Annotated in this window: 29 protein-coding genes and 1 tRNA gene; 9 read left to right on the top strand and 21 right to left on the bottom strand. The window is 44.4% G+C overall.

Annotation, left to right across the window (positions count from 1 at the left end):
• Positions 1 to 8 precede the first annotated feature (8 nt).
• The 6 genes from ACOGW3_RS17665 to ccoS all read left to right on the top strand — a co-directional run bounded on the left by ACOGW3_RS17665 (position 9) and on the right by ccoS (position 5,650).
• A complete protein-coding gene (locus ACOGW3_RS17665) occupies positions 9 to 158 on the top strand; it encodes a cbb3-type cytochrome oxidase subunit 3 (protein ID WP_419904206.1) in 150 nt (49 codons plus the stop codon).
• A gap of 2 nt (positions 159 to 160) precedes the next feature.
• Positions 161 to 1,030 carry a cytochrome-c oxidase, cbb3-type subunit III gene (gene ccoP, locus ACOGW3_RS17660; protein ID WP_419904205.1) on the top strand — a complete coding sequence of 290 codons (870 nt, stop codon included), beginning with the start codon at positions 161 to 163 and terminating at the stop codon, positions 1,028 to 1,030.
• 119 nt (positions 1,031 to 1,149) lie between these two features.
• Positions 1,150 to 2,625 carry a cytochrome c oxidase accessory protein CcoG gene (gene ccoG, locus ACOGW3_RS17655; RefSeq protein ID WP_419904204.1) on the top strand — a complete coding sequence of 492 codons (1,476 nt, stop codon included), beginning with the start codon at positions 1,150 to 1,152 and terminating at the stop codon, positions 2,623 to 2,625.
• Entirely contained in the window at positions 2,622 to 3,164 is a 543-nt protein-coding gene (locus ACOGW3_RS17650) for a FixH family protein (RefSeq protein WP_419904203.1), read from the top strand. The genes ccoG and ACOGW3_RS17650 overlap by 4 nt, the downstream gene beginning before the upstream one ends.
• Before the next feature lie 6 nt (positions 3,165 to 3,170).
• Positions 3,171 to 5,438, top strand: a complete 2,268-nt coding sequence (locus tag ACOGW3_RS17645) for a cation-translocating P-type ATPase (protein ID WP_419904202.1) — start codon at positions 3,171 to 3,173, stop codon at positions 5,436 to 5,438.
• Positions 5,439 to 5,440: 2 nt separating this feature from the next.
• Positions 5,441 to 5,650, top strand: coding sequence for a cbb3-type cytochrome oxidase assembly protein CcoS (gene ccoS, locus ACOGW3_RS17640; RefSeq protein WP_419904201.1), 210 nt, complete (start codon positions 5,441 to 5,443; stop codon positions 5,648 to 5,650).
• 100 nt (positions 5,651 to 5,750) lie between these two features.
• On the opposite strand, the gene ACOGW3_RS17635 is transcribed toward ccoS, so the two are convergent.
• From ACOGW3_RS17635 to ACOGW3_RS17610, 6 genes are all read right to left on the bottom strand, one after another.
• The gene (locus tag ACOGW3_RS17635) at positions 5,751 to 6,125 is read right to left on the bottom strand and encodes a hypothetical protein (RefSeq protein ID WP_419904200.1); all 375 of its coding nucleotides are present in this window, start codon (positions 6,123 to 6,125) and stop codon (positions 5,751 to 5,753) included.
• Positions 6,126 to 6,317: 192 nt separating this feature from the next.
• Entirely contained in the window at positions 6,318 to 7,865 is a 1,548-nt protein-coding gene (gene tnpC / locus ACOGW3_RS17630; RefSeq protein WP_419901110.1) for an IS66 family transposase, read from the bottom strand.
• A gap of 55 nt (positions 7,866 to 7,920) precedes the next feature.
• Positions 7,921 to 8,283 carry an IS66 family insertion sequence element accessory protein TnpB gene (gene tnpB, locus ACOGW3_RS17625; protein ID WP_419901111.1) on the bottom strand — a complete coding sequence of 121 codons (363 nt, stop codon included), beginning with the start codon at positions 8,281 to 8,283 and terminating at the stop codon, positions 7,921 to 7,923.
• Positions 8,283 to 8,621, bottom strand: coding sequence for a hypothetical protein (locus ACOGW3_RS17620; protein ID WP_419901112.1), 339 nt, complete (start codon positions 8,619 to 8,621; stop codon positions 8,283 to 8,285). The genes tnpB and ACOGW3_RS17620 overlap by 1 nt, the downstream gene beginning before the upstream one ends.
• A 44-nt stretch (positions 8,622 to 8,665) precedes the next feature.
• Positions 8,666 to 8,875: a GNAT family N-acetyltransferase gene (locus ACOGW3_RS17615; protein ID WP_419904199.1), complete on the bottom strand. Its 210-nt coding sequence runs from the start codon at positions 8,873 to 8,875 to the stop codon at positions 8,666 to 8,668.
• Positions 8,876 to 8,911: 36 nt separating this feature from the next.
• Positions 8,912 to 9,373 (bottom strand): Lrp/AsnC family transcriptional regulator, encoded by a 462-nt coding sequence (locus tag ACOGW3_RS17610; RefSeq protein ID WP_419904198.1) that lies wholly within the window; start codon positions 9,371 to 9,373, stop codon positions 8,912 to 8,914.
• A 133-nt stretch (positions 9,374 to 9,506) separates the two neighbouring features.
• Between ACOGW3_RS17610 and phhA the strand changes: the two genes are divergently transcribed.
• The 3 genes from phhA (at position 9,507) to ACOGW3_RS17595 (ending at position 11,822) form a co-directional block, all read left to right on the top strand.
• Complete coding sequence (gene phhA, locus ACOGW3_RS17605) at positions 9,507 to 10,313, top strand: phenylalanine 4-monooxygenase (protein WP_419904197.1); 807 nt, start codon at positions 9,507 to 9,509, stop codon at positions 10,311 to 10,313.
• 81 nt (positions 10,314 to 10,394) lie between these two features.
• Positions 10,395 to 11,435 (top strand): fumarylacetoacetate hydrolase family protein, encoded by a 1,041-nt coding sequence (locus ACOGW3_RS17600; RefSeq protein ID WP_419904196.1) that lies wholly within the window; start codon positions 10,395 to 10,397, stop codon positions 11,433 to 11,435.
• Positions 11,436 to 11,552: 117 nt separating this feature from the next.
• Complete coding sequence (locus tag ACOGW3_RS17595; protein ID WP_419904195.1) at positions 11,553 to 11,822, top strand: hypothetical protein; 270 nt, start codon at positions 11,553 to 11,555, stop codon at positions 11,820 to 11,822.
• Here ACOGW3_RS17595 and ACOGW3_RS17590 read toward each other — a convergent pair.
• The 15 genes from ACOGW3_RS17590 to ACOGW3_RS17520 all read right to left on the bottom strand — a co-directional run bounded on the left by ACOGW3_RS17590 (position 11,809) and on the right by ACOGW3_RS17520 (position 21,887).
• Positions 11,809 to 12,249 (bottom strand): YigZ family protein, encoded by a 441-nt coding sequence (locus tag ACOGW3_RS17590; protein ID WP_419904194.1) that lies wholly within the window; start codon positions 12,247 to 12,249, stop codon positions 11,809 to 11,811. The genes ACOGW3_RS17595 and ACOGW3_RS17590 overlap by 14 nt on opposite strands.
• Positions 12,250 to 12,313: 64 nt before the next feature.
• Positions 12,314 to 13,126, bottom strand: a complete 813-nt coding sequence (gene istB / locus ACOGW3_RS17585) for an IS21-like element helper ATPase IstB (protein ID WP_419901088.1) — start codon at positions 13,124 to 13,126, stop codon at positions 12,314 to 12,316.
• The gene (locus ACOGW3_RS17580; protein WP_419904193.1) at positions 13,123 to 13,593 is read right to left on the bottom strand and encodes a hypothetical protein; all 471 of its coding nucleotides are present in this window, start codon (positions 13,591 to 13,593) and stop codon (positions 13,123 to 13,125) included. The genes istB and ACOGW3_RS17580 overlap by 4 nt, the downstream gene beginning before the upstream one ends.
• A gap of 88 nt (positions 13,594 to 13,681) precedes the next feature.
• On the bottom strand, positions 13,682 to 14,116 hold the full coding sequence (gene tnpA / locus ACOGW3_RS17575) for an IS200/IS605 family transposase (RefSeq protein ID WP_419901154.1): 435 nt from the start codon (positions 14,114 to 14,116) through the stop codon (positions 13,682 to 13,684).
• A gap of 185 nt (positions 14,117 to 14,301) precedes the next feature.
• On the bottom strand, positions 14,302 to 14,736 hold the full coding sequence (tnpA, locus tag ACOGW3_RS17570; protein ID WP_419901154.1) for an IS200/IS605 family transposase: 435 nt from the start codon (positions 14,734 to 14,736) through the stop codon (positions 14,302 to 14,304).
• Between the two features lie 103 nt (positions 14,737 to 14,839).
• Positions 14,840 to 15,871: an IS21 family transposase gene (istA, locus tag ACOGW3_RS17565; protein WP_419904192.1), complete on the bottom strand. Its 1,032-nt coding sequence runs from the start codon at positions 15,869 to 15,871 to the stop codon at positions 14,840 to 14,842.
• A gap of 327 nt (positions 15,872 to 16,198) precedes the next feature.
• The gene (locus ACOGW3_RS17560) at positions 16,199 to 16,981 is read right to left on the bottom strand and encodes an ABC transporter ATP-binding protein (protein WP_419904191.1); all 783 of its coding nucleotides are present in this window, start codon (positions 16,979 to 16,981) and stop codon (positions 16,199 to 16,201) included.
• A 138-nt stretch (positions 16,982 to 17,119) separates the two neighbouring features.
• Positions 17,120 to 17,196 (bottom strand) — tRNA-Pro (locus ACOGW3_RS17555).
• Between the two features lie 88 nt (positions 17,197 to 17,284).
• A complete protein-coding gene (locus ACOGW3_RS17550; protein ID WP_419904190.1) occupies positions 17,285 to 17,710 on the bottom strand; it encodes a MerR family transcriptional regulator in 426 nt (141 codons plus the stop codon).
• A gap of 70 nt (positions 17,711 to 17,780) precedes the next feature.
• A complete protein-coding gene (locus tag ACOGW3_RS17545) occupies positions 17,781 to 18,077 on the bottom strand; it encodes an integration host factor subunit alpha (protein WP_419904189.1) in 297 nt (98 codons plus the stop codon).
• A gap of 143 nt (positions 18,078 to 18,220) precedes the next feature.
• On the bottom strand, positions 18,221 to 19,195 hold the full coding sequence (locus ACOGW3_RS17540) for a beta-ketoacyl-ACP synthase III (protein ID WP_419904188.1): 975 nt from the start codon (positions 19,193 to 19,195) through the stop codon (positions 18,221 to 18,223).
• Complete coding sequence (plsX, locus tag ACOGW3_RS17535; RefSeq protein ID WP_419904187.1) at positions 19,192 to 20,238, bottom strand: phosphate acyltransferase PlsX; 1,047 nt, start codon at positions 20,236 to 20,238, stop codon at positions 19,192 to 19,194. The genes ACOGW3_RS17540 and plsX overlap by 4 nt, the downstream gene beginning before the upstream one ends.
• An 85-nt stretch (positions 20,239 to 20,323) precedes the next feature.
• On the bottom strand, positions 20,324 to 20,503 hold the full coding sequence (rpmF, locus tag ACOGW3_RS17530) for a 50S ribosomal protein L32 (RefSeq protein WP_419904186.1): 180 nt from the start codon (positions 20,501 to 20,503) through the stop codon (positions 20,324 to 20,326).
• A 93-nt stretch (positions 20,504 to 20,596) separates the two neighbouring features.
• Positions 20,597 to 21,154 carry a DUF177 domain-containing protein gene (locus ACOGW3_RS17525; RefSeq protein WP_419904185.1) on the bottom strand — a complete coding sequence of 186 codons (558 nt, stop codon included), beginning with the start codon at positions 21,152 to 21,154 and terminating at the stop codon, positions 20,597 to 20,599.
• A gap of 193 nt (positions 21,155 to 21,347) precedes the next feature.
• Entirely contained in the window at positions 21,348 to 21,887 is a 540-nt protein-coding gene (locus tag ACOGW3_RS17520) for a ubiquinol-cytochrome C chaperone family protein (protein WP_419904184.1), read from the bottom strand.
• Between the last annotated feature and the right edge of the window lie 88 nt (positions 21,888 to 21,975).

The raw sequence follows: 21,975 nt of genomic DNA, 5'->3' as shown, positions 1-21,975 counted from the left end.
AAAAAGTTATGGAATACAACGACATTTCTACTTTTTCGCAAACCTGGGGGCTCGTGTATCTGGTTGTGATGTTTCTGGCTGGAGTGGTTTATGCTCTCTGGCCAAGAAACAAGAACAAATTTGATCACGCCGCCCATATTCCATTAGAGGATGACTAGTCATGGCAGGAAATCGCAGAACAGATGAGATCTCCGGTGTCGATACCACAGGTCATGAGTGGGATGGCATCGAAGAACTAGACAACCCCATGCCACGGTGGTGGCTATGGGTCTTATACGCCACAATTTTATGGTCTATTGCTTATTGGGTGGTTATGCCCGCCTGGCCTCTTATGACCAGCTACACTAAGGGTGTACTTGGTTATTCTCAACGTGGTGAGGTCTTAAGTGACATTGCAGAGGTAAAGGCAAGTCGAGCCGGACAAGAAGCAAAAATTTTGTCCTCTAGCCTTGAGGAGATTACGAAAGACCCAGCGCTTAATCATTTCGCTCTTGCTGCCGGTAAAGCGGCGTTTGGGGATAACTGCTCTGGTTGTCATGGTAGTGGTGCTCAAGGGGCAAAGGGGTACCCTAACCTCAATGATGATCACTGGCTTTGGGGCGGGTCTTTGGAAGAGATCTTATTCACCATTAATTATGGTATTCGCTCGACCCATGATGAAACCCGCTTTAACGACATGACAGCTTTTCTCGCTGACGAAATTCTTGAAAAACAAGATATTTCCGATGTTGCGGAATATGTACTTTCTTTATCTGGAACCTCCACCGATAGCGAGGCAGCCAACAGGGGAGAACCTATTTTCGTAGACAACTGCGTTGCTTGTCATGCTGAGGGCGGCGTCGGTAATCGTGAAATGGGCGCGCCAAACCTTTCTGATAAGCTTTGGCTTTTTGGTGGGGATCGGAAAACGGTTATCCAGTCCATTTCCTATGGTCGAAAAGGTGTAATGCCAACTTGGGAAGCAAGGCTTGACCCGGTAACTGTGAAATCCTTGAGTATTTACGTCCACTCACTTGGTGGCGGTGAATAAGCCATAAATTCTGGCTCGTTATCACGGGGAACTAGGGTTCCCCGTGATATCAACTTTCGATTTAAAATCGAAGTATAAAAATACCTATTAAAAACGTCAGAAAAGAACGACTGTATAAGATGAGCACCAAGCTGGAGCAGATCGTCAAGGAAGCCACCGTACAGGTGGAGGCCGTGAATAAAAAAGAGAACAGATCTCTTTATAAAAAACGTGAACCTATTTTTCCAAAACGAGCAGAAGGTAATTTCCGTCGACTTAAATGGTTGATCATGATCCTTACGCTTTCCATCTATTACCTCGTGCCATTTATAAGGTGGGATCGTGGCCCGGGCGCACCAGATCAAGCGGTGCTTATTGATTTCCCCGGTAACAGGTTCTATTTTTTCTTTATCGAGCTCTGGCCTCAAGAGATCTATTATATAACGGGCATCCTGATTATAGCTGGCCTCGTATTATTCTTTTTTACCAGCCTGTTTGGTCGGGTTTGGTGTGGATATTCTTGTCCTCAGACGGTTTGGACAGATCTCTTTATCGCTGTCGAGCGCTGGGTCGAAGGTGACCGTAACGCCCGTATAAAACTTCATCGTCATAGATGGGGCTTTGAAAAGATCTGGAAGATTACCTTAAAGCACACCCTTTGGCTCATTATTGGGATGGCTACAGGCGGGGCTTGGGTCTTTTATTTTGCCGACGCCCCTACTCTGTTTTTAGAACTCATAACGTTACAGGCTGATATCGTTGCGTATAGTTTTGTCGGGCTCCTAACTTTTACCACCTATACCCTTGGGGGGCTCTCACGAGAACAGGTCTGCATCTACATGTGCCCTTGGCCCCGTATTCAAGGGGCAATGATGGATGAGGATTCTCTTCAAGTTACCTATCGTTCTGATAGAGGTGAGCCCCGGGGGCGTGCTAAAAAGGACGCGGCAGAAAAGGCGTTTGGTGATTGCATCGATTGCAAGCAATGTGTTGTTGTCTGTCCTATGGGCATCGATATTAGAGACGGATCTCAGCTTGAGTGCATAAATTGTGCACTTTGTATAGATGCTTGTGATGGTATCATGGACAAGATGGGGACCCCACGCGGTCTGATCGGCTATGACACAGATGCAAATATGGTTCGAAGGCAACAAGGGACGTCACAGAAATTCAGCCTGCTTCGAATGAGAACAGTTCTTTATGCCGTCCTTATCTTCGCTGTTTGTGCTTTCATGGTTTACCTCCTGGCGAACCGTTCACCTCTTGATCTCAACGTGCTTAGGGATCGAAACCCTCTGTTTGTGAAACTTTCAGATGGATCAATCCGAAATGGTTATACCGTCAAGATATTGAATAAAGAGCGTGAACCTCGCCAGTTTCTTGTCACTGTTACTGGTTTAGAGTTCAATGAAATAAAGATAAATGATATTGAAAACATTGGTTTTAATCCGGTTGTTGACGTCAGGTCTGATAATTTACGTAGTGTTCATCTCTTCCTTACGGTTGATTCTGAACTGCTTTCTACGTCTTCTGAGCCCATCACAATCACAGTGACAGACAAAACCACAGGATACAGCGTTTCAAATGACACTGTCTTTATAGGTCCGAACAAATGACAGCCCAATTGATTACGACAGAAAGAATGCCCTCTATGAATGCACCTAAACCAGGCGAGAAAAAGAAACAATTTACAGGAAGACACTTCTTGACCTGGATCCTTGCTTTTTTTGGCGTCATCATAGGGATGAATATCGTATTTATCTACTTTGCCACCAATACCTGGACAGGTCTTTTCAAGGAAAATGCCTATGTCGATGGGCTGAATTACAACCAAACCATTGAAGCAGCAGAAGCTCAGAAAGCGCTTAACTGGAACTCCACTCTGGAACTAACAGCCCTAGGTAATCAAAAAGCCATTACCTTCCAGTTGTCTGATGAAAATGATGTGGCATTAAGTGCATTTGTGGTTAACGCAAAAGTCAGTCGACCTACCCTACAGGATTATGACCAGACGATATTATTGGCAGAAAGCACAAGGGGTATTTACGAAGCCACGGTGGACCTTCCATTCAAAGGGCAGTGGCATATTAGTATTTCTGCGACGGCACCCGATGGCACTCCTTTTCAGTTAGAACAGCGTTTCATTTTGAAGTAATTGAACATGTCCAAATGTTGCTCAAATAGTAAGATCGAAAATATCTCGGATTGTCCTCAGCCTGATCAACAGGCGACGATAAGCCATGAGCCTGCCGCAAGTATTGATCCGACTTCCTATGTCAGACAAACGTCTGATGGATTATCTCAATTAAACCTGATCGTTGATACAATACATTGTCCATCCTGCATTCGTCTCATTGAGGGCAATCTCAACAAAATGCCAGGCATGGAGCGCGCGCGGGTAAATCTCTCGACCAAAAGACTGTTTGTTCAATGGGATGAAAAGCAGACATCCGCCAATACGATCGTTCGAAAGCTCGACGATTTGGATTTTCCGCCGACACCGTTTAATCCAGATTTAATGAGCACGGCGTCAGAAAAAGAAGATAAAGCCCTACTCAGAGCTGTTGGGGTTGCAGGATTTGCAGCTGCTAACGTTATGATTCTTTCCATTGCAGTTTGGTCTGGTGTTGGGGAAATGGGGACAGCAACACGTGATCTTATGCATTGGGTGTCAGCATTAATTGCGTTGCCAACGGTTGCTTATTCAGGTCAGCCCTTTTTCCGTTCAGCTATTGCAGCTTTAAAAACCCGAAGCCTGAACATGGACGTTCCGATATCCCTTGCCGTTCTTCTGGCGGTTGGGATGAGTGTGGGAGAAACATTACAAAGCGCCAGTCATGCATATTTTGATGCCTCAGTCATGTTGCTGTTTTTCCTTTTGATTGGGCGATACCTTGATCGGAGAATGCGCAGTAAGGCTCAGTCAGCTGCACAAAATCTGTTATCCTTAAGGGCAATCGCAGCAACAGTTATCAAAGAAGACGGAACTCGGATTTCTTTACCTGTAGAAGCTATCGAACCAGGCATGAAGGTTGCGATTGCCGTCGGCGAAAAAATCCCCGTTGATGGTACTGTGTCATCAGGTCAAACTGAGATTGATACTTCTTTGATCACTGGTGAGACGCTACCTCATAAGGCTAACAAAGGTGATGCTGTATTTGCTGGGACTTTAAACATTGCAGCCCCCTTTGAAGTCTTGGTTTCTGCACGTGATGATCAGACCTTACTATCTGAGATCGTCAATTTGATGGAAACGGCGGAACAGGGGCGTGCGAAGTATGTGCGACTTGCCGACAGAGCCGCCCAAATATACGCGCCTGTGGTACATATACTTTCTGCGCTGACATTTGTTGCCTGGTGGGCATTAGGTGATGGCGGTTGGCATCTGGCTATGATGAACGCAGTTGCTGTTCTTATTATCACTTGCCCCTGTGCGCTCGGGCTCGCCGTACCAACGGTACAGGTTGTTGCCAGTGGTTTGTTATTAAAACGGGGAATTTTGGTTAAAGCTGCCGATGGACTTGAAAGACTGGCGGATACAGATGTCGTTGTCTTTGATAAAACGGGAACATTAACAGAGGGCAAACCAGAACTAACCAATAATGATGGTATTCAGAAGTCAGATCTTGTTCTTGCGGCATCCCTCGCCCATTCAAGCAAACACCCCTTATCAAAAGCCCTCGTCCGTGCCGCGGGACCAAACACTATTGCACTCGAAAACGTAGAAGAAATACCTGGTCAAGGTATGGAATGCTATATTGATGAATTGCGGGTTCGTATCGGAAACCGAACTTGGTGTGGTATCGAAGATAAAACAGATGTCGATGATAGCGTTAGTGAACTGTGGCTGTCAGATACCAATGGAAAGCAAGTTAGATTTACCTTTGAGGATAAATTGAGAGATGACGCGTCCGAAGCTGTCGAACTTTCCAAGAAATACCTTAACTCGGTAGAATTGCTATCTGGAGACAGAAATTCTGCTGTTTCTAAAGTTGCCAAGATCTTGTCTTTGGATACATGGAGAGCAGATACAAATCCAAAAGGTAAGATTACCCGTTTGGAACAACTCTCCGCGTTTGGAAATAAGGTTCTCATGGTTGGAGATGGTCTAAACGATGCACCTGCGCTTGCAACAGCCTATGTATCAGCATCTCCGGCGACAGCATCAGATATAAGCCAGACGACGGCAGACTTTATCTTTCAGGGTAACCGTCTCAAACCAATGATTGAGGCAATCCTAATTGCTCGAAAAGCGAAATCACTTATATTTCAAAATTTTGGATTGGCTATTCTATATAATACTATTGCCGTTCCACTTGCGATGGCGGGCTATGTAACGCCTTTGATAGCCGCGATTGCGATGTCAATGTCTTCTATTATAGTTACCTTAAATGCTCTACGCCTTAGGCTTTCAGAGAAAGGTCGTTAATCATGGTTGCTCTATCTTTTTTAATACCCATAGCTTTGGTTTTGGGCCTCCTGGGGCTTGCTGCTTTTCTTTGGTCGCTACGATCGGGACAGTATGAAGACCTCGAGGGGGCAGCATATCGCGCTGTGTTTGATGAAGATCTCGAGGACGATGAATTATACGCGACACCACATTCTGTGGAGGATAAAAAAGAAGCTGGAAAAAAGCTTTAAAAGAGCTCTCATATGTACTGTTAAGTGAACAGGAATATGAAAGCCATAATCGTGATAACACTAGCTTGGAGAAGGCTTTTCCAAAGTGTTGTTAAATTTATTAATCACTATCCGGGATATATCGTACAAAATAATATCGATGGAAGCCTAAGATCCTCGTTATCGTTTGCTTGAGAAGAACTCTTTTTCCTTCATGAAAAGGAATATTTCCACTCTGATTAACGATGATTTCTGCCCCGCTATCTAGTCGAACAACTAGTCTTGAAGGTTTTGGCGCATCAGAATTATCACCTTGTAAGCTGATCACGGTACCCATGACATCTGGCCCGGCTTCTCTCTTGTCACCGACGTAGACAACCAATCCAAAGATGAGAATGCCTATAAATAATATAGGCCAGCGAAAATCTCGATACCGCTGAATCCATAATTCCCTGGCGATTATCTTATTTATCTGAGTTTTCTTGTCTCTTGCCATCAAAGATCAGTTCGTTTGATTTTCCTATTAGAGTAAAATTATAATCCAAAGGCCTTGGCGTAAATTACCTTTCCGTCCTTAGGAAAAATATCAGCTCGAAATTCTAACGCCATGAAGTACTCCCCTTTAAAAGGCGCTTCTAGACGAGATGTTGTTTTAGAGGAAAAACCGTGAGCGTGACGTTAACCGCACCTATTTTTGCATGATGTAAGGTGTTACGTTGTTTCTGTTGACGTTCCAGGGCAGCAGAGCTTCAAAGTCTTCGACGGTTTTTGCTTTAGGTAATTGGGTAAAAATGTGTCGAAGATATGAATATGGCTCGATCCCGTTAGCCTTGGCGGTCTCGACGATAGAGTAAAGATTTGCACTGGCCTTGGCACCATTTTGGGATTTTGAGAACAGCCAATTTTTCCTTCCTATTACAAACGGCTTAATTACGCGCTCCATTTCATTGTTATCAATTGGCAAGCGGCCATCATCAAGGTAGCGAATGAGCCGAGGCCACTGCTTATCAATGTAGTGCAAAGCCTTGCCAAGTAACGATGTCGGCGGCACCGACGATTTGACCTTGGTAATCCACTCTCTCAAGTCTTTAAGGATTGGTTTGGCCTTTTCCTTGCGTAATAGCCGACGTTCGTTATCGCTCATGTTTTTTGCGAGCTTTTCAATGCGGTACAAAGCTCTGATGGCCTCCATGGCATGATCGGCAAGGCCGGGTTTTCGCCTTTTGGACTTCTTCCGTGCCTTGATGACATCATTGAACTTACGCCGGGCGTGAGCCATGCATCCGACGCCGATGATTGTGCTGTCGGATGTCACATTCAGATAGACCTGATATCCATCACTAACAAGATACCCAGTGTAACCTTCCAACAATCGCCTTGCCACATCCTCCGCCCTGGAGGGATCGTAGTGGAACAGGATCACTGGCTGGTCCGGAGGGCCTCCTTTTTGCCCCCACATGTAGGATTTGCTTTGAGGTTTTTTCCCAGGTTCTTTCAAGACCTGAACGCCAGTCTCATCCATGGCAATGATATCGTAGTTTAGGAGATGGTCGGTAAACAGATTAATCAGGGGCTGAACAAGATCACCACATTTGATCACCCACCGCGAGAGTAATGTACGGTTAAACTCCACACCGGAGCGGTTCAGAACAGGTACCATACGATAGAGAGGCAGGCCATCCACATACTTTCCCGTTACCACATAAGCAAGAAGTCCAGCAGAAGCGATGCTTTTGGGGATGGGCTGTGGTGGCAAGGGCGCGATTGTTACGCCTTCTTCGCATGATTTACAGGCGTATTTGAAACGCACATGCTGAAGAACCTGCATTTTAGCCGGAATTATATCCAATTGTTCGGTGACTTCTTCCCCAATTCTGGCCATAAGACCACATCCGCAAGCGCAAATCTTTTCTTCTTCGGGGATATCGTGTTCAATCCGCACACGGGGCAAGTCTTTTGACAAAGAGCGGCGTCCACCCCTTTTACGGGTATGAGCTGGAACTTTGATCTCTTTATCATCGTCTTCTGCCCCTGTGTCGTCCTCAGCCGCTTCCTCTGCTTCATCAAACAAGAGACCTTGCTCTTGCGGGGATGTCTTCTCACTGGAAGCGGCAAACTGCTGATGACGCAATAATCTGTTTTGCTCTTCAAGAATATCAATACGCGCATGAAGACCACCTATTAAAATACGTGATTCTTCAAGGCTTTCAGGGAAAGAAATGGGCGCTTTTGACATAGCCGAAGTATACCAAATTTATACTCTTCAAAACAGTATAAAGTGCTGTAAATATTTAATATATCTCCGAATAATTTACAGGCTTATGCTCTTTCACATGACGGAGGTCAACACCATCCAGCAACCAGTTCAATTGGCGACCACTGAGCTCTATACGGGCTCCTTTGCTCAAGTGTCGTGGCCAATGAAACCGATCTTTTTCAAGGCTCTTTTGCCACAAACAAAATCCGTTTTTCTCCCAGTAAAGTAACTTGACCTTGTTGCTTAGACGATTAGAAAAAACAAAGAGGTAGCCAGAGAATGGATCAAGGCTGAGGATGTCGTCAACAAGCATCGACAAACCATTTATGCCGCGACGAAAATCAACGGGATTTGCGCAAAGATAAATGACGGGCAAAGCATCTGAAGGCCGCCGCATCACAGACCTTCAAGTGCATCTACAATAGATGTTAAATCCGATGTTCTCCCCGAAACAGGCCATTTGACTTCTAGCCCGTTACGAAGGCAAACCTGACAATACAATAAGCCTGGGCCATCAGCTGAACCATTTACAATCTTGTGTAAATTTTCATCTCGACTAGAAACAACAAAAAGACCCCGCTTAACAAGCTCCCCCTTTTGATGATAAAAATCCTTCAGGTCAAGATCGTGTGCCTCGGCATAAGCTTTCATGCCCACCCCGTTTAACTCACACGAACGCGCATGCTCAAGCCAATGGAATTCTGTTCGCGATAAATCGTTCTCAATTGCTGACATTAAACGCTCCATTCAAAAGAAAAATGAAGCATAACCATTATTCATTAGCTCAAACAGATGCGGTTAACGTCACGCTCACATAGAAGGTGTCCAATTATTCCAGTATCATCCTCGGCAACTAACCCAAACAGTACATCTTCATCACGGTAGAGTTCTGTAATCAGGTCGCTTTCATCCCATTGGCCAAACGCATCATGTACAAGCTGAAGTACTGCAGCTCTATCGGTTACTTCTTCATTTCTTATGATCACCAAACTCAACCTTACTTATGATATTTTTAGTAGAACAATTTAGATGGGCAATTCGGTAGAATATTTGACGCTTCGTAAGGCAAATCTTGAATTTACTGAATTTATTATAGGTAGATGAAGGAATTGCTCTGTCAACATATTATCGTATGCTTCTATATCTTTGGCGATTATTTTTAGTAGATAATCTCTATTTCCAGTAATTGTATAGCACTCCATAATTTCAGGATGTCGCTCTACGATATCTTCAAATTGCCTGACATGCTCTTCACTATGCTGCACAAGGGTGACTGTTGCAAAAACGGTCACTCCAAGGCCTGCTTCCTTTGGATCTAGAAGGCAGACTTCCTTGCGGATAAGTCCTCCATCTCGAAAACGTTTTATTCTTCGCCAACAAGGGGATTGCGAGAGCCCAACTTTCTCTGCAATTTCTGCAGTTGGTATTGTCGCGTCCTTTTGGAGCAAACTGAGTATCTTTACATCTAGTGCGTCGAGGTCAATCAATTCAATTATCCTGTAAATGTTAGTAATATTATGCGCAATAAGTATCAATGTGTGTGATTAAGAAATAATATACCTCAATTCGTCACATAAAATAAGCATACATAATTGTATATGTGGAATGGAGAGTAAATAAATGGGACATCAAGGTTCATTGTATGAATCAAAAATTCCTGATTCTGAGGGCATTTATCATTATAGTTCCGAAGAGGATGACGTTTGGGGGGATCTAATAACCCGCCAAAATAAAATACTTGAGGGGCGAGTTTGTGATGAGTTTGTCAAAGGGCGTGAAATCCTGGGTCTCTCATCATCACGTGTCCCGCAATTATCAGAGATAAGTGAGCGGCTGAAAGACGCAACTGGTTTTGGCGTTCAATCTGTTCCTGCTGTCATTCCACCTAAAGATTTCTTTTCTATACTCGCCAATAGACGTTTCCCTGCTGCCACTTTTATCCGACTTCGTAAAGATTTTGACTATATAAAAGAGCCAGATGTATTTCATGAAATCTATGGTCATTGTCCCATGCTTACGAACAAATCATTTGCTGATTATGTTCAAGAGTACGGGAAACTGGCTCTTTCTGTTGAGAAAAAATATATGTGGTCTCTACAGCGGTTATTTTGGTTCACTGTAGAATTTGGCCTTATCCAGACCTCTCAGGGCGAAAAGATATATGGGGCTGGACTTGCCTCTTCGTCCGGCGAAGCCGTTTATTGCACCGATAGCCTGGAGCCAACAAAACTAGCCTTTGATCCCCTAACAATTTTCAGAACCAACTATCGAATAGATAGCTATCAACCAATTTATTATGTGATTAATAGCTTTGAACAACTATTTGATACGATCACTTCTGATTTGTTACCAATCATTGATGAAGCAAAGGCCATGGGGAATATAAACCCGGCCCCAGCAGCGCCGTCGGGGAGTGATAAACACTAACTCAATGAATTGGGTTAGTGCGGGGGGCTAAACATTTGAATTAAACAGAGGGGACCGGATTAGTTTACCTGGAGGTGACAAATGAAACTGGCAACCCTAAAAAGTCACGGAAGAGATGGCCAAGAGGGGCGAGACGGCAAACTTGTGGTCGTAAATAGATCTCTCACCCATTATGTTGATGTTCCAACGATCGCCTTAACATTACAAGCTGCATTGGATAATTGGCAGTTATTAGCGCCTTCACTCGAAGGGGTATATAGCCGATTAAATGGTGGTGAGGAAAAAAACTGTAAAGTTTTTCAAGCTAATGAGTGTATGGCCCCTCTTCCTCGTGCATATCAGTGGGTTGATGGATCAGCCTATGTTCACTACTTGGAATTATTAGCAAAAGTAAGAACCGGTCAAGTGCCTGCAGATTTATGGACAGATCCACACATATATCAAGGTGGGTCTGATAAAATGATTGGGGCGCATTCTGGCATAGAAGTTATATCAGAAGAAGCCGGTGTCGATTTTGAAGCTGAGATTGCCGTGATTACCGATGATGTGCCTATGCATGTTTCATCAGAACAAGCCCCTCAACATATCCGTCTCATTTCTCTGGTTAATGATGTTACCCTCCGTCATCTAATTCCTGATGAATTTGCAAAGGGTTATGGATTTTTACAAAGTAAACCTGCAACAGCTTTTTCTCCCGTTGTTATCACACCAGATGAATTGGGCGATGCCTGGAGGGAGAACAAAGTCCATCTTCCTCTTATTTCCACACTTAACGGTAAGCTTTTTGGTCGGCCAAATTCTGGAATGGATATGACATTCGATTTTGCAGAGTTAATTGTACACACGGCCAAAACGCGACAATTAACAGCTGGAACGATTATTGGATCGGGTACTGTATCAAATCAGGACAGCTCTGTCGGGTCGTCCTGTATTGCAGAAAGGAGAATGCTTGAAATTTTTGCCCGAGGGGAGGCAACAACAGAGTTTATGAAGTTTGGCGATCATGTCCGAATTGAAATGCTGGACAGCACTGGGGAAAGTGTATTTGGTGCTATAGATCAATATGTTATCGAGCATGCGATAAGCGAAGAAGAAGTTCGTTACACTTCTGCATTTGAATAATTTAGAGATAATTTACCCCGTTACGACCTTAAAGCTGGAATTTGATACAAATTTAGGGTAATACTTTGTTAACTGTTATTGTAATAATGACAAGCTAATGCATCAGGGGCGAGCTTAATGCATCAGGGGGCCATAAAACAAACAACGAATTTAGAAGCGGCACTTAAACGTGAGCCGTGTGATCATCTGTCTTTGATCAATGATTCGAATAGTAAATGGTCCATACTTCGCAAGCAGGCCAATCGGATATATCACTATCGATTGACACAACATAATTTATCCCAGGAAGACAAAGAAGCCCTCATGCTTGCTCGAAATGAAATTATGTGCCTGGCGAATTCGCTTGAAGCCGTAACGACTATTCAAAAAGCGCTTATCGAAGAGTAATCTGTCCACAAACCTGCTCCAGATCACTCTCGGCACCCTCTAAAGTAAAATTAGCACCGGTTGAGTCGAAATCCCGTTGAATTATTCGAACATTCTTCTGTTCACAAAGGTATTCTGCATGAGGTATATCTTTGAAGGGTACTGATAAGTCTGTCTTACATAATTTAACGTAAGGCTTTAGGTGGGCTTCTTTTATGACGACTTTTACACTTTCACCGTATGCTCTAACCAGTCCTCCTGTACCCAATTTTGTGCCACCAAAGTACCTAATGGTAATTACAGCGCTGTTGATTAGTTGATTTCCTTGAAGGATACGTAAAGTGGGTGGCCCGGAAGTCCCTGATGGCTCTCCGTCATCAGTTGCCCCCTCTTCAACCTGGTCATATTCATTGTAACGGCGGAAAGCCCAAACGTTGTAGAGCGTCAACCACTTTGTCCGGTTGCGTCAACCACCTTGGCCGCTTTTGATGCGGCTGTGATCTGACGTTTATTTACGATGCTTCAGGCATATTTTTCACCTTTTTGTTTGTGGTTTTCCGCAACATTTTTTTGAGATTTTGGGCGGCTTCCCATTGTCTGTAGCTGTCGATATTCATCTCAAGAATGGTTGAGTGGTGAACAAGACGATCGATTGCTGCAACGGTCATGGCCTTATCTTGAAAAATATTGTCCCATCCGCTAAAAGGTTGATTGGCAGCAATTGCAATACTTCGGTACTCATATCGTCTGGCGATCAATTCAAAGAGCACGGATGTTTCAGATATATCCCTTTGTGCATAGGTAATATCATCGAGAATGATGAGATCAAATTTATCGAGTTTTGCGAGGGCGTTTTCGAGCATAAGTTCACGTCTGGCAGCCTGGAGTTTTTGCACCAGATCACTGGTTTGCGTATAGAGCACACGGTATCCAGCCTCTATAAGAGCATAACCTACGGCGCATAGGAGATGAGTTTTTCCTCCCCCTGAATTTCCAATGGCAATCAGATTTGCTCTTGCGTCAATCCAGTCACCGGCAGACAAGGCTTCGACCTGCGCCTTTTTCACGTTAGGCAGCCGCTTGAAGTTAAAAGTGGCCAGAGTTTTTCCGCCCAGCAGGTTTGATGCGTTGAGATGGCGTTGAATGCGTCGCGTGTCCCTTTCGGCCAATTCATATTCGGCCAAAACGGCAAGGAACCTGGCTGCTGACCAGCCCTCCTTGTCGGATTGGATTGCGATATCTTGCCAGTGTTTGTGAAAGCTGGGTAATCGTAAGTCAGTTAGCATAAGAGGCAGCTTGTGCTGATCCACTTCAATGTTTGTCATGCCCGATCCTCCAACAGAGTATCAAAGACTGATAATGAAGGTTGAACCACGGGAATATCAGGAGGTAAATCCGTGTTCTTTTTTGTGATATTCAGCTTAAGTTTTTTTGCGCAAGGTAGCCTTCCTGCATTGATTTCTCTCGAAATCAGGTGCGCGACTTCGGCCTCACAAGCCTCTTCGTGCGCAAGGAAAAGTATCCCAACCATCTGACGACACGCATCTCTGCGGGACAACTTTTTCTGAAACAATGTCCAGGCCAGGGAGTACTCGGTTCTTGGAAAAATACTGTCACGATAAATAGAATTGGCGAGTGCCTGAGGTTTACGTTTGAGAGCATGAATGACGTGATGATAATTGATAACATGAATGCGGGGGCCTTTGCCGTGCCCCCGCTCACGAGAATGGCTGACGACATGAGTGCTGCCTAGATAGGCTTCTATCCGGTTATCGTAAATATGGACACGCAAGCGTTGACCAGTTAAATGACCCCCGGCAAAGCCGGGGGCTTAAGCGGGTGAGCCCCTTAAAGGGGCAAATTGGGAACCGCTAAAGCGGTTATGGATTGAATATATCCATTTGGTCAAAGTACTTATCACGCTCTTCTTGCGTTCTGATATACTCCCTCACCATCTGTTCATCGAGCCCTACAGTTGAGACGAAATATCCACGGGCCCAAAAATTTTCACCCTTGAAATTCCGTGCTTTATTTTTGAATTTTCGAGCTATGGCAATCGCGCTTTTTCCTTTTAGGTATCCAACGACTTTTGAAACAGCATGTTTGGGCGGTATGCTGATACACATGTGAATGTGATCCGGCATCAAATGGCCCTCCTCAATCTTACTTTCGCGATGCCCGGCCAGTTCATGGAAAATTTCACCAAGATACTGACGTAGGTTGCCATAGATAACTTTTTGCCTGCGTTTAGGGATGAAAACCACGTGGTATTTACAATCCCATCTCGTATGTGCAAGGCTTTTGTAATCTCTCATCGGCTAATTCCTTTGTTATTTTGGTCAATAAACAAAGAAATGTAAGACCGTGGGAACGGTCAAACCATTGAGAGTCCCCCGGCATAGCCGGGGGTTTACCGGATTAAGTTAAATGACCCCCGGCAAAGCCGGGGGCTTAAGCGGGTGAGCCCCTTAAAGGGGCAAATTGGGAACCGCTAAAGCGGTTATGGATTGAATATATCCATTTGGTCAAAGTACTTATCACGCTCTTCTTGCGTTCTGATATACTCCCTCACCATCTGTTCATCGAGCCCTACAGTTGAGACGAAATATCCACGGGCCCAAAAATTTTCACCCTTGAAATTCCGTGCTTTATTTTTGAATTTTCGAGCTATGGCAATCGCGCTTTTTCCTTTTAGGTATCCAACGACTTTTGAAACAGCATGTTTGGGCGGTATGCTGATACACATGTGAATGTGATCCGGCATCAAATGGCCCTCCTCAATCTTACTTTCGCGATGCCCGGCCAGTTCATGGAAAATTTCACCAAGATACTGACGTAGGTTGCCATAGATAACTTTTTGCCTGCGTTTAGGGATGAAAACCACGTGGTATTTACAATCCCATCTCGTATGTGCAAGGCTTTTGTAATCTCTCATCGGCTAATTCCTTTGTTATTTTGGTCAATAAACAAAGAAATGTAAGACCGTGGGAACGGTCAAACCATTGAGAGTCCCCCGGCATAGCCGGGGGTTTACCGGATTAAATTAGGCGAGAAGGGGCGCTATAAAAAACCTGCTTAACTAAAAAACCACTTGTTTTGGTAACTCTCGACACGACTTCAGTGTAATCTGTTGTTCGCCGAGGAGGTAACGCCTTGAGAGATTTCAACTCTGTTTGGATATCTTGGTCACGATGTTTGTTCCGTCTAGCAATCAGCTCGTCCAAAAATCGCCGATACTCATCCAAAGTGTCAAAGTCATTACTGCCACGCAAAATCAGGGCCTGCTTTATCGCAGTCTTAAGGTGACCGTGGTGAGATTCAATGGCACCGTTCTCGTGTGATTCCCCTCTGTTATTTCGACTGGCCTCCATACCGTAGTGCTCAACAAAAGCAGAATAACGTTTGGTAATGTCCTCCTTTTCCTCAACGCTCAAATTCCGAAAGGCCGCAGACAGGCTGTCGGTCCGGTGGTTTTCAGGAGCGCCCCCCAAGGACCAAAGCGCATTTTGTAAGTTCTCCGCAAGGGCTGTAAAACTCTCACCGCCAAGTACGACCCCAACATGTTCCCATCGGCTATATACCAGAACAAAATGATAGAGCCGATGCACCAAAGGATCTCCTGCAATGGTAATACTTAAGTCGGCTGCATCCGTGAAATCTGATTGGCCCATGTAACCCGGCTCAGGTGTTTGCCTGAAAATGATATCCTTTTCAGGGCCATTCAGAGCCCGCCATCCCCGAACTCGGCGCTCTAACGTGCGCTTGACACGGTCATCGGGAAAACGGAGCGGATAGAGGCTCTGTATGTGGCGCAACAAAGTAATGGGTTTGACCGAGTTGTCTTTATCCAAAATGGGAAGGATGTCCTTATCCCAGATATCTTCAAGCGGATCAGAAACTGTTCGCCCTCGCTTTATATTGCGTTGTGACGGTAAAGTCGCATCAACGTCAAATCGGCGGGCCGTGCGTTCGCTAAACCCTGCGCGGGCAGCGGCGGTTCGTTGACCATGAGTTTTTCTATCTGTCATGTAAAGTCTCAGTTGTTCATCTGTGATAAATTTATACGGCAAACAGGTTCCTCCAATTACATCTAGAGGTTCCTAATTTATCAACTCACAGCAGCTTGTAACTAACACCAAATTAAGCCTTGGCCGGTGGATCTGATTATCAAACGGGCACGCCCTTTTTAATGATCAGATCCACCGGCCAAGGTGGTTGTCGCAACCGGCCAAGGTTATTGTCGCTGAACACAAACGTGATGATTTGCTTTTTTGTGTTCTTCTCGAAGGGTTTTGAGCCGAAGATCAAATATATCTACGGGAACTAGGTGAGATATAAATAATGATTTTTTAATCTCGATCTGCGTTATGGTCTCTTTTTCGACTATAAACATGGTATTATTCAGTTAAGACGGCAATCGGTCCTTCTGCCGATTTGTGAATGAACTGATTAACATAAGGATTTTCTGTGTTATCCAGGTTTTTTGTAAGGCCGCTCCATACGATCTGACCTTCGTTAAGCATGATCACATGATCAGATATTTTACGAACTGATTCCAAATCACTACTAATGATAATTGAAGTGACATTTTTGTTTTTTGACTGTGTTGTTATTAGCTTGCTGATGGAGTTACTCATGATGGGATCTAGTCCAGCAGTCGGCTCATCAAGAAATAAGAATTCCGGATTTCCGGCAAAGGCTCTGGCCAAACCAACACGCTTTTGCATGCCTCCAGATAACTCTGCGGGATAGAGATCTGCCACTTCAGCTCTCAACCCAACTTGATCAAGCATACTAATTGCTTCTTTTTTAATTTTTGCCTCATCTGCTTGTCTGTTTTTAAGGGCCTTGAAAGCAATGTTTCGCCAAACAGACATAGAATCAAACAGGGCCGATTGTTGGAACAACATGCCGAACCGATTTAAAAGTTCCTGATTATTACCTGAATATTCGGCGGTATCTGTTCCCCCGACCATCACTTGGCCAGAATCTGGCTGAACAATTCCAAGAATAGTTTTTAGTAAGAGTGTCTTACCGCTACCAGAGGGACCAATAATAACAAGAGTGCTTCCGGCATCTAAGGAAAAACTAATAGTATCAAGCGCGCGGAGCTTTTCAAAACTTTTACAAAGCGCTCGAATTTCAAGTATTGGATTGGCTATTTTTAATTCAGCACTCATGATTACACCTCGATGGTCTTTTGATCGCGCAAAGGTTATCACAGAATAAATTGAAAGCCAGTCTCTCTGCACATTTTCAATAGAGACCACTCCTAAAAAAAAGACCCCTGATCCCGTGAGATCAGAGGTTTTTCTTATTGGTCGGAGTAGCAGGATTCGAACCTGCGACCCCTTGGCCCCCAGCCAAGTGCGCTACCAGACTGCGCTATACTCCGTCAGTCGAGACGCCAATGTCGTCCACACGTCCTATATACCGTTGCACTTACCCCAAGGCAATGCCGGAAACTAAAAAATAATGGGAATTTAGTTCAATAGAGATCGAATTTTCTTCAATTCAATCAAAAGCTTCTTTTGATTGTCCACGGACTGTCCTTGGCTTACTTCCAAGGGGGGAGCTTCCGTTTTAGGTTCTTTTATTTCAGGAGCTACTTTCGATGGTTTCTGTGGTGTTTTCTTATCACTGGCCTTAAAAGCACCATCTTTAAACAGTTTTTGTACACCTTTGATCGTGTAGCCATCTTTATATAATAAATCCCGGATCTGACGTAAGGTTACGAGATCCTCCGGTCGATAATAGCGTCTGCGTCCAGCACGTTTCAAAGGTTTGACCTGGGGAAATTTAGTTTCCCAGAACCGCAGTACATGTTGCGGCACATCCAAGTCGCCAGAAACTTCACTAATAGTTCGGAACGCAGTTGCAGATTTAGTTGACGATTCTGCAGCAGACATTTTGCAGATTTAACTCCTGCTCATTCAAGATTAATCGGTTTTCTACCGATACGTTCCATACAGCCCTATGTTAAGACAGGGATGAATTGATTTTATTTTTTAAGACGTGAGAGGCGCGGAATACCAATACGCGTCGGGGTAAAATTGGAACTTCTTCCCCAGTTTTAGGATTGCGTCCGATACGTTCGCCTTTTTCTCTGACAGCAAAGCTGCCAAAGGATGAAACCTTTACCGTATCACCTTTGATCAAGGTATCGGAAATTTCATTTAAGACTGATTCGACCAGGTCCGCGGACTCATTTCTGGATAATCCGACTTCCTGATATACTGCTTCACTGAGATCAGCACGGGTTACTGTAGTGCTCATAATGAAGTTCCACTCCCCTTGTTATCTTGATCCGGATTATACGAAATTTACGCTAACCCATATGATACATAAGGCAATTTTGCTAGACTTAACAGGAAATTACAAGTTTTATCTCGAAAAGTTACAATAAGATCACAATCCTATTACCAACGTAATAGTGCTGAACCCCATGTAAACCCGCCACCCATGGCGGCCATCATAACAATGTCGCCACGCTTGATTCTGCCATCATAAACCGCCTCGGTTAACGCCAACGGGATGGATGCTGCGGAGGTATTGGCGTGCTTATCGACAGTAACGACCACGCGATCTTTAGGAAGTTTTAGTTTCTTGCCCATCGCTTCAATAATACGAATATTGGCTTGATGAGGAACCAGCCAGTCAATGTCTGAAGGCGATAGTCCTGAAGTTTGTAAAGCCGTATCGATAGCTTCGGGCATTCTTGATACTGCCTGGCGGAAAACTTCTTTTCCTTCCATGCGCAAAAAGCCTGCTGTCCCCGTAGATGAGGGGCCGCCATCTACATAAAGTGCGTCGTGATATCGTCCGTCAGAATATATGTGGGTATTTAAAATACCGCTATCTGTGATATCGCCTGTTCCCTCTTCCGCTTGAAGCACAATAGCACCAGCTCCATCACCAAAGAGCACACAAGTAGATCGATCTTCCCAATCCAGAATACGGGAAAAAGTCTCTGCGCCAATTAATAAAGCTGTCCGGGCCTGGCCAGTCTTTAATAAGCTGTCTACGACAGATAAGCCGTAGACAAATCCGCTGCACACAGCCTGTAGATCGAAAGCAGCGCCTTTTGTAACACCTAAGTTTCTTTGAACAACTGTTGCTGTTGCAGGAAAGGTTTCATCTGGAGTTGCCGTTGCGCAGACAATTAAATCAATTTCGGTAGCATCAATGCCTGCATGTTCAAGGGCCGCAAGAGCTGCTTTGGTTGCAAGATCTGACGTTAGCTCATTCTCGCCAGCAACATAGCGATGACGAATACCTGTCCGCTGTCGGATCCACTCATCAGAGGTGTCGACACGTTCAGCAAGCTGATCATTTGTTACAATACGTTCAGGAAGATAAGAGCCACAGCCCTTTATGTTTGCACGTATCATCATTCAAATGCAGCCTGTTCATTAATTGGTTCACGTGTAAGCGAATCGAAATCTTCGCGGATTCTACGAACAATATCTTGATCACGCATATCAACAGCAACGCCGATGGCATTCGCGAAGCCGATGGCATCTGTTCCGCCGTGACTTTTTACCGCAATTCCGTTCAAACCTAGGAAAATTGCGCCATTATAAAGTCGAGGATCAACACGCTTCTTTAGTTTATTTAGTGCCGAGCTTGCTAAAATATAACCAAGGCTTGCTAAAATACTGCTTTTAAATGTCTGTCGGAAAAACTCAGTAATGAGTTTTGCGGTACCTTCTGCCGTTTTAAGGGCGACATTTCCTGTAAAGCCATCGGTAACAATTACATCAACCGTACCTTTACCAATGTCATCGCCTTCTACAAAGCCGACAAACTCACCGGGTAAATTTGCTTGGCGTAACATGGAGCTGGCAACTTGGAGATACTCATGCCCTTTTACATCTTCGGAACCGACATTTAAAATACCGACTGAGGGTTCTTGAACACCGAGAACACAGCGTGCAAAGGCATTACCCATTACTGCGAAATCGACGAGATTGTCGGCATCACATGTAAGGTTCGCGCCAAGATCCATCATCAATGATTCCCCACGTAAAGTCGGGAAGAAAGATGCAATCGCAGGGCGGTCAACACCAGGAAGAGTTTTAAGGACGAATTTGGACATGGCCATGAGAGCACCTGTGTTTCCTGCGGAAACAACACCATCGGCTCTGCCATCATGTACGGCATTGATTGCAAGGCGCATTGAAGACTTGCGGCCAGAGCGGAGAGCTACTGCCGGCTTGTCGTCACTTAGGACCTTGTCATCGGTATGAATGAATTCAACGACATCTTTTAGTCGGGTCGTTTGATTGAGCAAAGGCATAACCTCTTGCTCCCGACCGAACATGAGAAACTTGACGTCAGGATAACGTTGCGAAGCAATTTCTGCTCCTTGTACAACGATGTCCGGTGCGTCATCACCTCCCATTGCATCCAAGGCTATGGTTATGCGAGTGCTCACTGATTTCCCGTCTTGTCGATTTTATCCATGAAAGAAAGGCCGACCAGAATGATCGGCCTATCAAAAAAGACTACTATGACAAGCCTTAGGCTTCAGCTTCGGCTACTTCACGACCGTCGTATGTACCGCATGATGCACAAACATGGTGTGGGCGTTTTAGCTCACCGCAGTTTGAACATTCTTGAGAAACGCTTGCAGGAAGCGAATCATGTGACCGACGCATACCGCGACGGGAATTACTAATCTTACTCTTTGGAACAGCCATTGCTCAACTCTCGCATTTAGCTTCAATAAAAAAACTCGCCGCTTATAAGCTAATAAATACCACGACGGCAAGCCCTAACATAGTAATGACACCTTACTTTTTAATTTGGAGGTCTTTTAGTACCGAAAATGGGTTGGTTTTACCCGCTTTCTGTACTTCCTCCTCATCTGGTGCCTCATCAACAGAATCGCCTTCCCAACTAGAGTCAGGCGACTTGGGATACGGGTTTAACATTACAGCAAGCTGTTGAACAACAGCCTCTCCGAAGTCAATCCCTTGCGGGTCCACCATTTCGGGTGGCTCCTCTGCATCCATATCTATCAGGATTTCATCACCAGCATCATCAACTGGATCAAAGCTATAAAGAATATCAAAGGTTTCATCAAGTGAAGATGACACTGGTTCAGCCGTAAATATACATGATTGTACGACTTTTGCCTTTAAACTCCCGCGTACGTCCAAAAGAGACCCCTTTCCTTTTGGGTCTAGTTCGAGTGTCGCAGTAAGGTTATGCAGTTCAATTAAGTCAAACCTTTGCGCAATAGCCTGGCACTCTTCAGGTTTAGCTTTTAGCTTAAGAACTTGAGTACGCGCCTGTATTTTATCAACAGGATAACGACGCGAAAATTCATTTTCGCTCTGCGTTTTCATTGCTGATCTCCTGATAATTATTTTAACTAAACACGAAACGTGTTTCTTTACTCGTATAAATGGGAAAATAGTTCGCTAACGAACTAGAATAATACCATAAATACACTGATTTCGCACAATATAGAGTGACCGAAATTAGGGTCAATAGAGTTTATTGCATTGCAGTTATAACTAATTTGTCCTGGGGCCACGGTTACAGGCTGAACTTAACTGTCCCAGACATAATTACGGAAATGTCCTGTTGAGCCAGAATCAGATCTTGCTTCAAGACGTACTCCTTCATTTTGCATAAAGTCGCATCCTCTACATCAACGGTTCCATAAAGGTTTCTGTCGAGGGCCGTTTCCAAAGAGGCAACTTCTTGGGTCCCTAATTGTTGGGTTAGAGCTTCTTCATAAGCTGATATGCGGCCGTAAAAGCCCTGAACCATAGCCTTTACCCTTTTTCCAACACCGACATCCCCAACACCCATTTCTCGCAAGCTCAGGTCCATATCGGTGAACATTAAGTCGAAGAGTTTTTGTGAAAATTCAGCCGTAATATTATTTTCGGCCCTTAGTCGCCGTAAAATAAGAAACATATGTAAAGTGATCATATCAAATCGGCCATCAAGACTATCAGGTACAGATAGCTCTTGATAAAAATATTTTTCCCTTGCCTGGGTAATAATGCAGACATATAGGTCATGCACGGCATCAGAGTCGCTTTTGCGGCTAAAGAGCTTGCGGAACAAGTATCAGTCCCCTTGTTTTCTTGAACTTGGAATTATGACTCGAAAAACTTATGTAGACGAGTATAGTGCCTGTGTAACGCGATTGGTT

This window comes from Kiloniella sp. (genome assembly GCF_965205715.1).
Classification (GTDB): domain Bacteria; phylum Pseudomonadota; class Alphaproteobacteria; order Kiloniellales; family Kiloniellaceae; genus Kiloniella.
This window is presented reverse-complemented; position numbering and strand designations above follow the sequence as displayed.

Excerpts from the sequence above, each read along its gene's own strand:
- phhA (WP_419904197.1), top strand. The coding sequence starts at position 9,507 with ATGGGACATCAAGGTTCATTGTATGAATCAAAAATTCCTGATTCTGAG.
- ACOGW3_RS17645 (WP_419904202.1), top strand. The coding sequence starts at position 3,171 with ATGTCCAAATGTTGCTCAAATAGTAAGATCGAAAATATCTCGGATTGT.
- tnpC (WP_419901110.1), bottom strand. The coding sequence starts at position 7,865 with ATGTCAAAAGCGCCCATTTCTTTCCCTGAAAGCCTTGAAGAATCACGT.
- ccoP (WP_419904205.1), top strand. The coding sequence starts at position 161 with ATGGCAGGAAATCGCAGAACAGATGAGATCTCCGGTGTCGATACCACA.
- tnpA (WP_419901154.1), bottom strand. The coding sequence starts at position 14,116 with ATGAGAGATTACAAAAGCCTTGCACATACGAGATGGGATTGTAAATAC.
- ACOGW3_RS17650 (WP_419904203.1), top strand. The coding sequence starts at position 2,622 with ATGACAGCCCAATTGATTACGACAGAAAGAATGCCCTCTATGAATGCA.
- istB (WP_419901088.1), bottom strand. The coding sequence starts at position 13,126 with ATGACAAACATTGAAGTGGATCAGCACAAGCTGCCTCTTATGCTAACT.
- ACOGW3_RS17595 (WP_419904195.1), top strand. The coding sequence starts at position 11,553 with ATGCATCAGGGGGCCATAAAACAAACAACGAATTTAGAAGCGGCACTT.
- tnpA (WP_419901154.1), bottom strand. The coding sequence starts at position 14,736 with ATGAGAGATTACAAAAGCCTTGCACATACGAGATGGGATTGTAAATAC.
- tnpB (WP_419901111.1), bottom strand. The coding sequence starts at position 8,283 with ATGCGGCGGCCTTCAGATGCTTTGCCCGTCATTTATCTTTGCGCAAAT.
- ccoS (WP_419904201.1), top strand. The coding sequence starts at position 5,441 with ATGGTTGCTCTATCTTTTTTAATACCCATAGCTTTGGTTTTGGGCCTC.
- ACOGW3_RS17545 (WP_419904189.1), bottom strand. The coding sequence starts at position 18,077 with ATGAGCACTACAGTAACCCGTGCTGATCTCAGTGAAGCAGTATATCAG.
- ACOGW3_RS17525 (WP_419904185.1), bottom strand. The coding sequence starts at position 21,154 with ATGAAAACGCAGAGCGAAAATGAATTTTCGCGTCGTTATCCTGTTGAT.
- ACOGW3_RS17540 (WP_419904188.1), bottom strand. The coding sequence starts at position 19,195 with ATGATGATACGTGCAAACATAAAGGGCTGTGGCTCTTATCTTCCTGAA.
- ACOGW3_RS17635 (WP_419904200.1), bottom strand. The coding sequence starts at position 6,125 with ATGGCAAGAGACAAGAAAACTCAGATAAATAAGATAATCGCCAGGGAA.
- rpmF (WP_419904186.1), bottom strand. The coding sequence starts at position 20,503 with ATGGCTGTTCCAAAGAGTAAGATTAGTAATTCCCGTCGCGGTATGCGT.
- ACOGW3_RS17600 (WP_419904196.1), top strand. The coding sequence starts at position 10,395 with ATGAAACTGGCAACCCTAAAAAGTCACGGAAGAGATGGCCAAGAGGGG.
- ACOGW3_RS17665 (WP_419904206.1), top strand. The coding sequence starts at position 9 with ATGGAATACAACGACATTTCTACTTTTTCGCAAACCTGGGGGCTCGTG.
- ccoG (WP_419904204.1), top strand. The coding sequence starts at position 1,150 with ATGAGCACCAAGCTGGAGCAGATCGTCAAGGAAGCCACCGTACAGGTG.
- ACOGW3_RS17620 (WP_419901112.1), bottom strand. The coding sequence starts at position 8,621 with ATGTCAGCAATTGAGAACGATTTATCGCGAACAGAATTCCATTGGCTT.
- ACOGW3_RS17550 (WP_419904190.1), bottom strand. The coding sequence starts at position 17,710 with ATGTCTGCTGCAGAATCGTCAACTAAATCTGCAACTGCGTTCCGAACT.
- ACOGW3_RS17560 (WP_419904191.1), bottom strand. The coding sequence starts at position 16,981 with ATGAGTGCTGAATTAAAAATAGCCAATCCAATACTTGAAATTCGAGCG.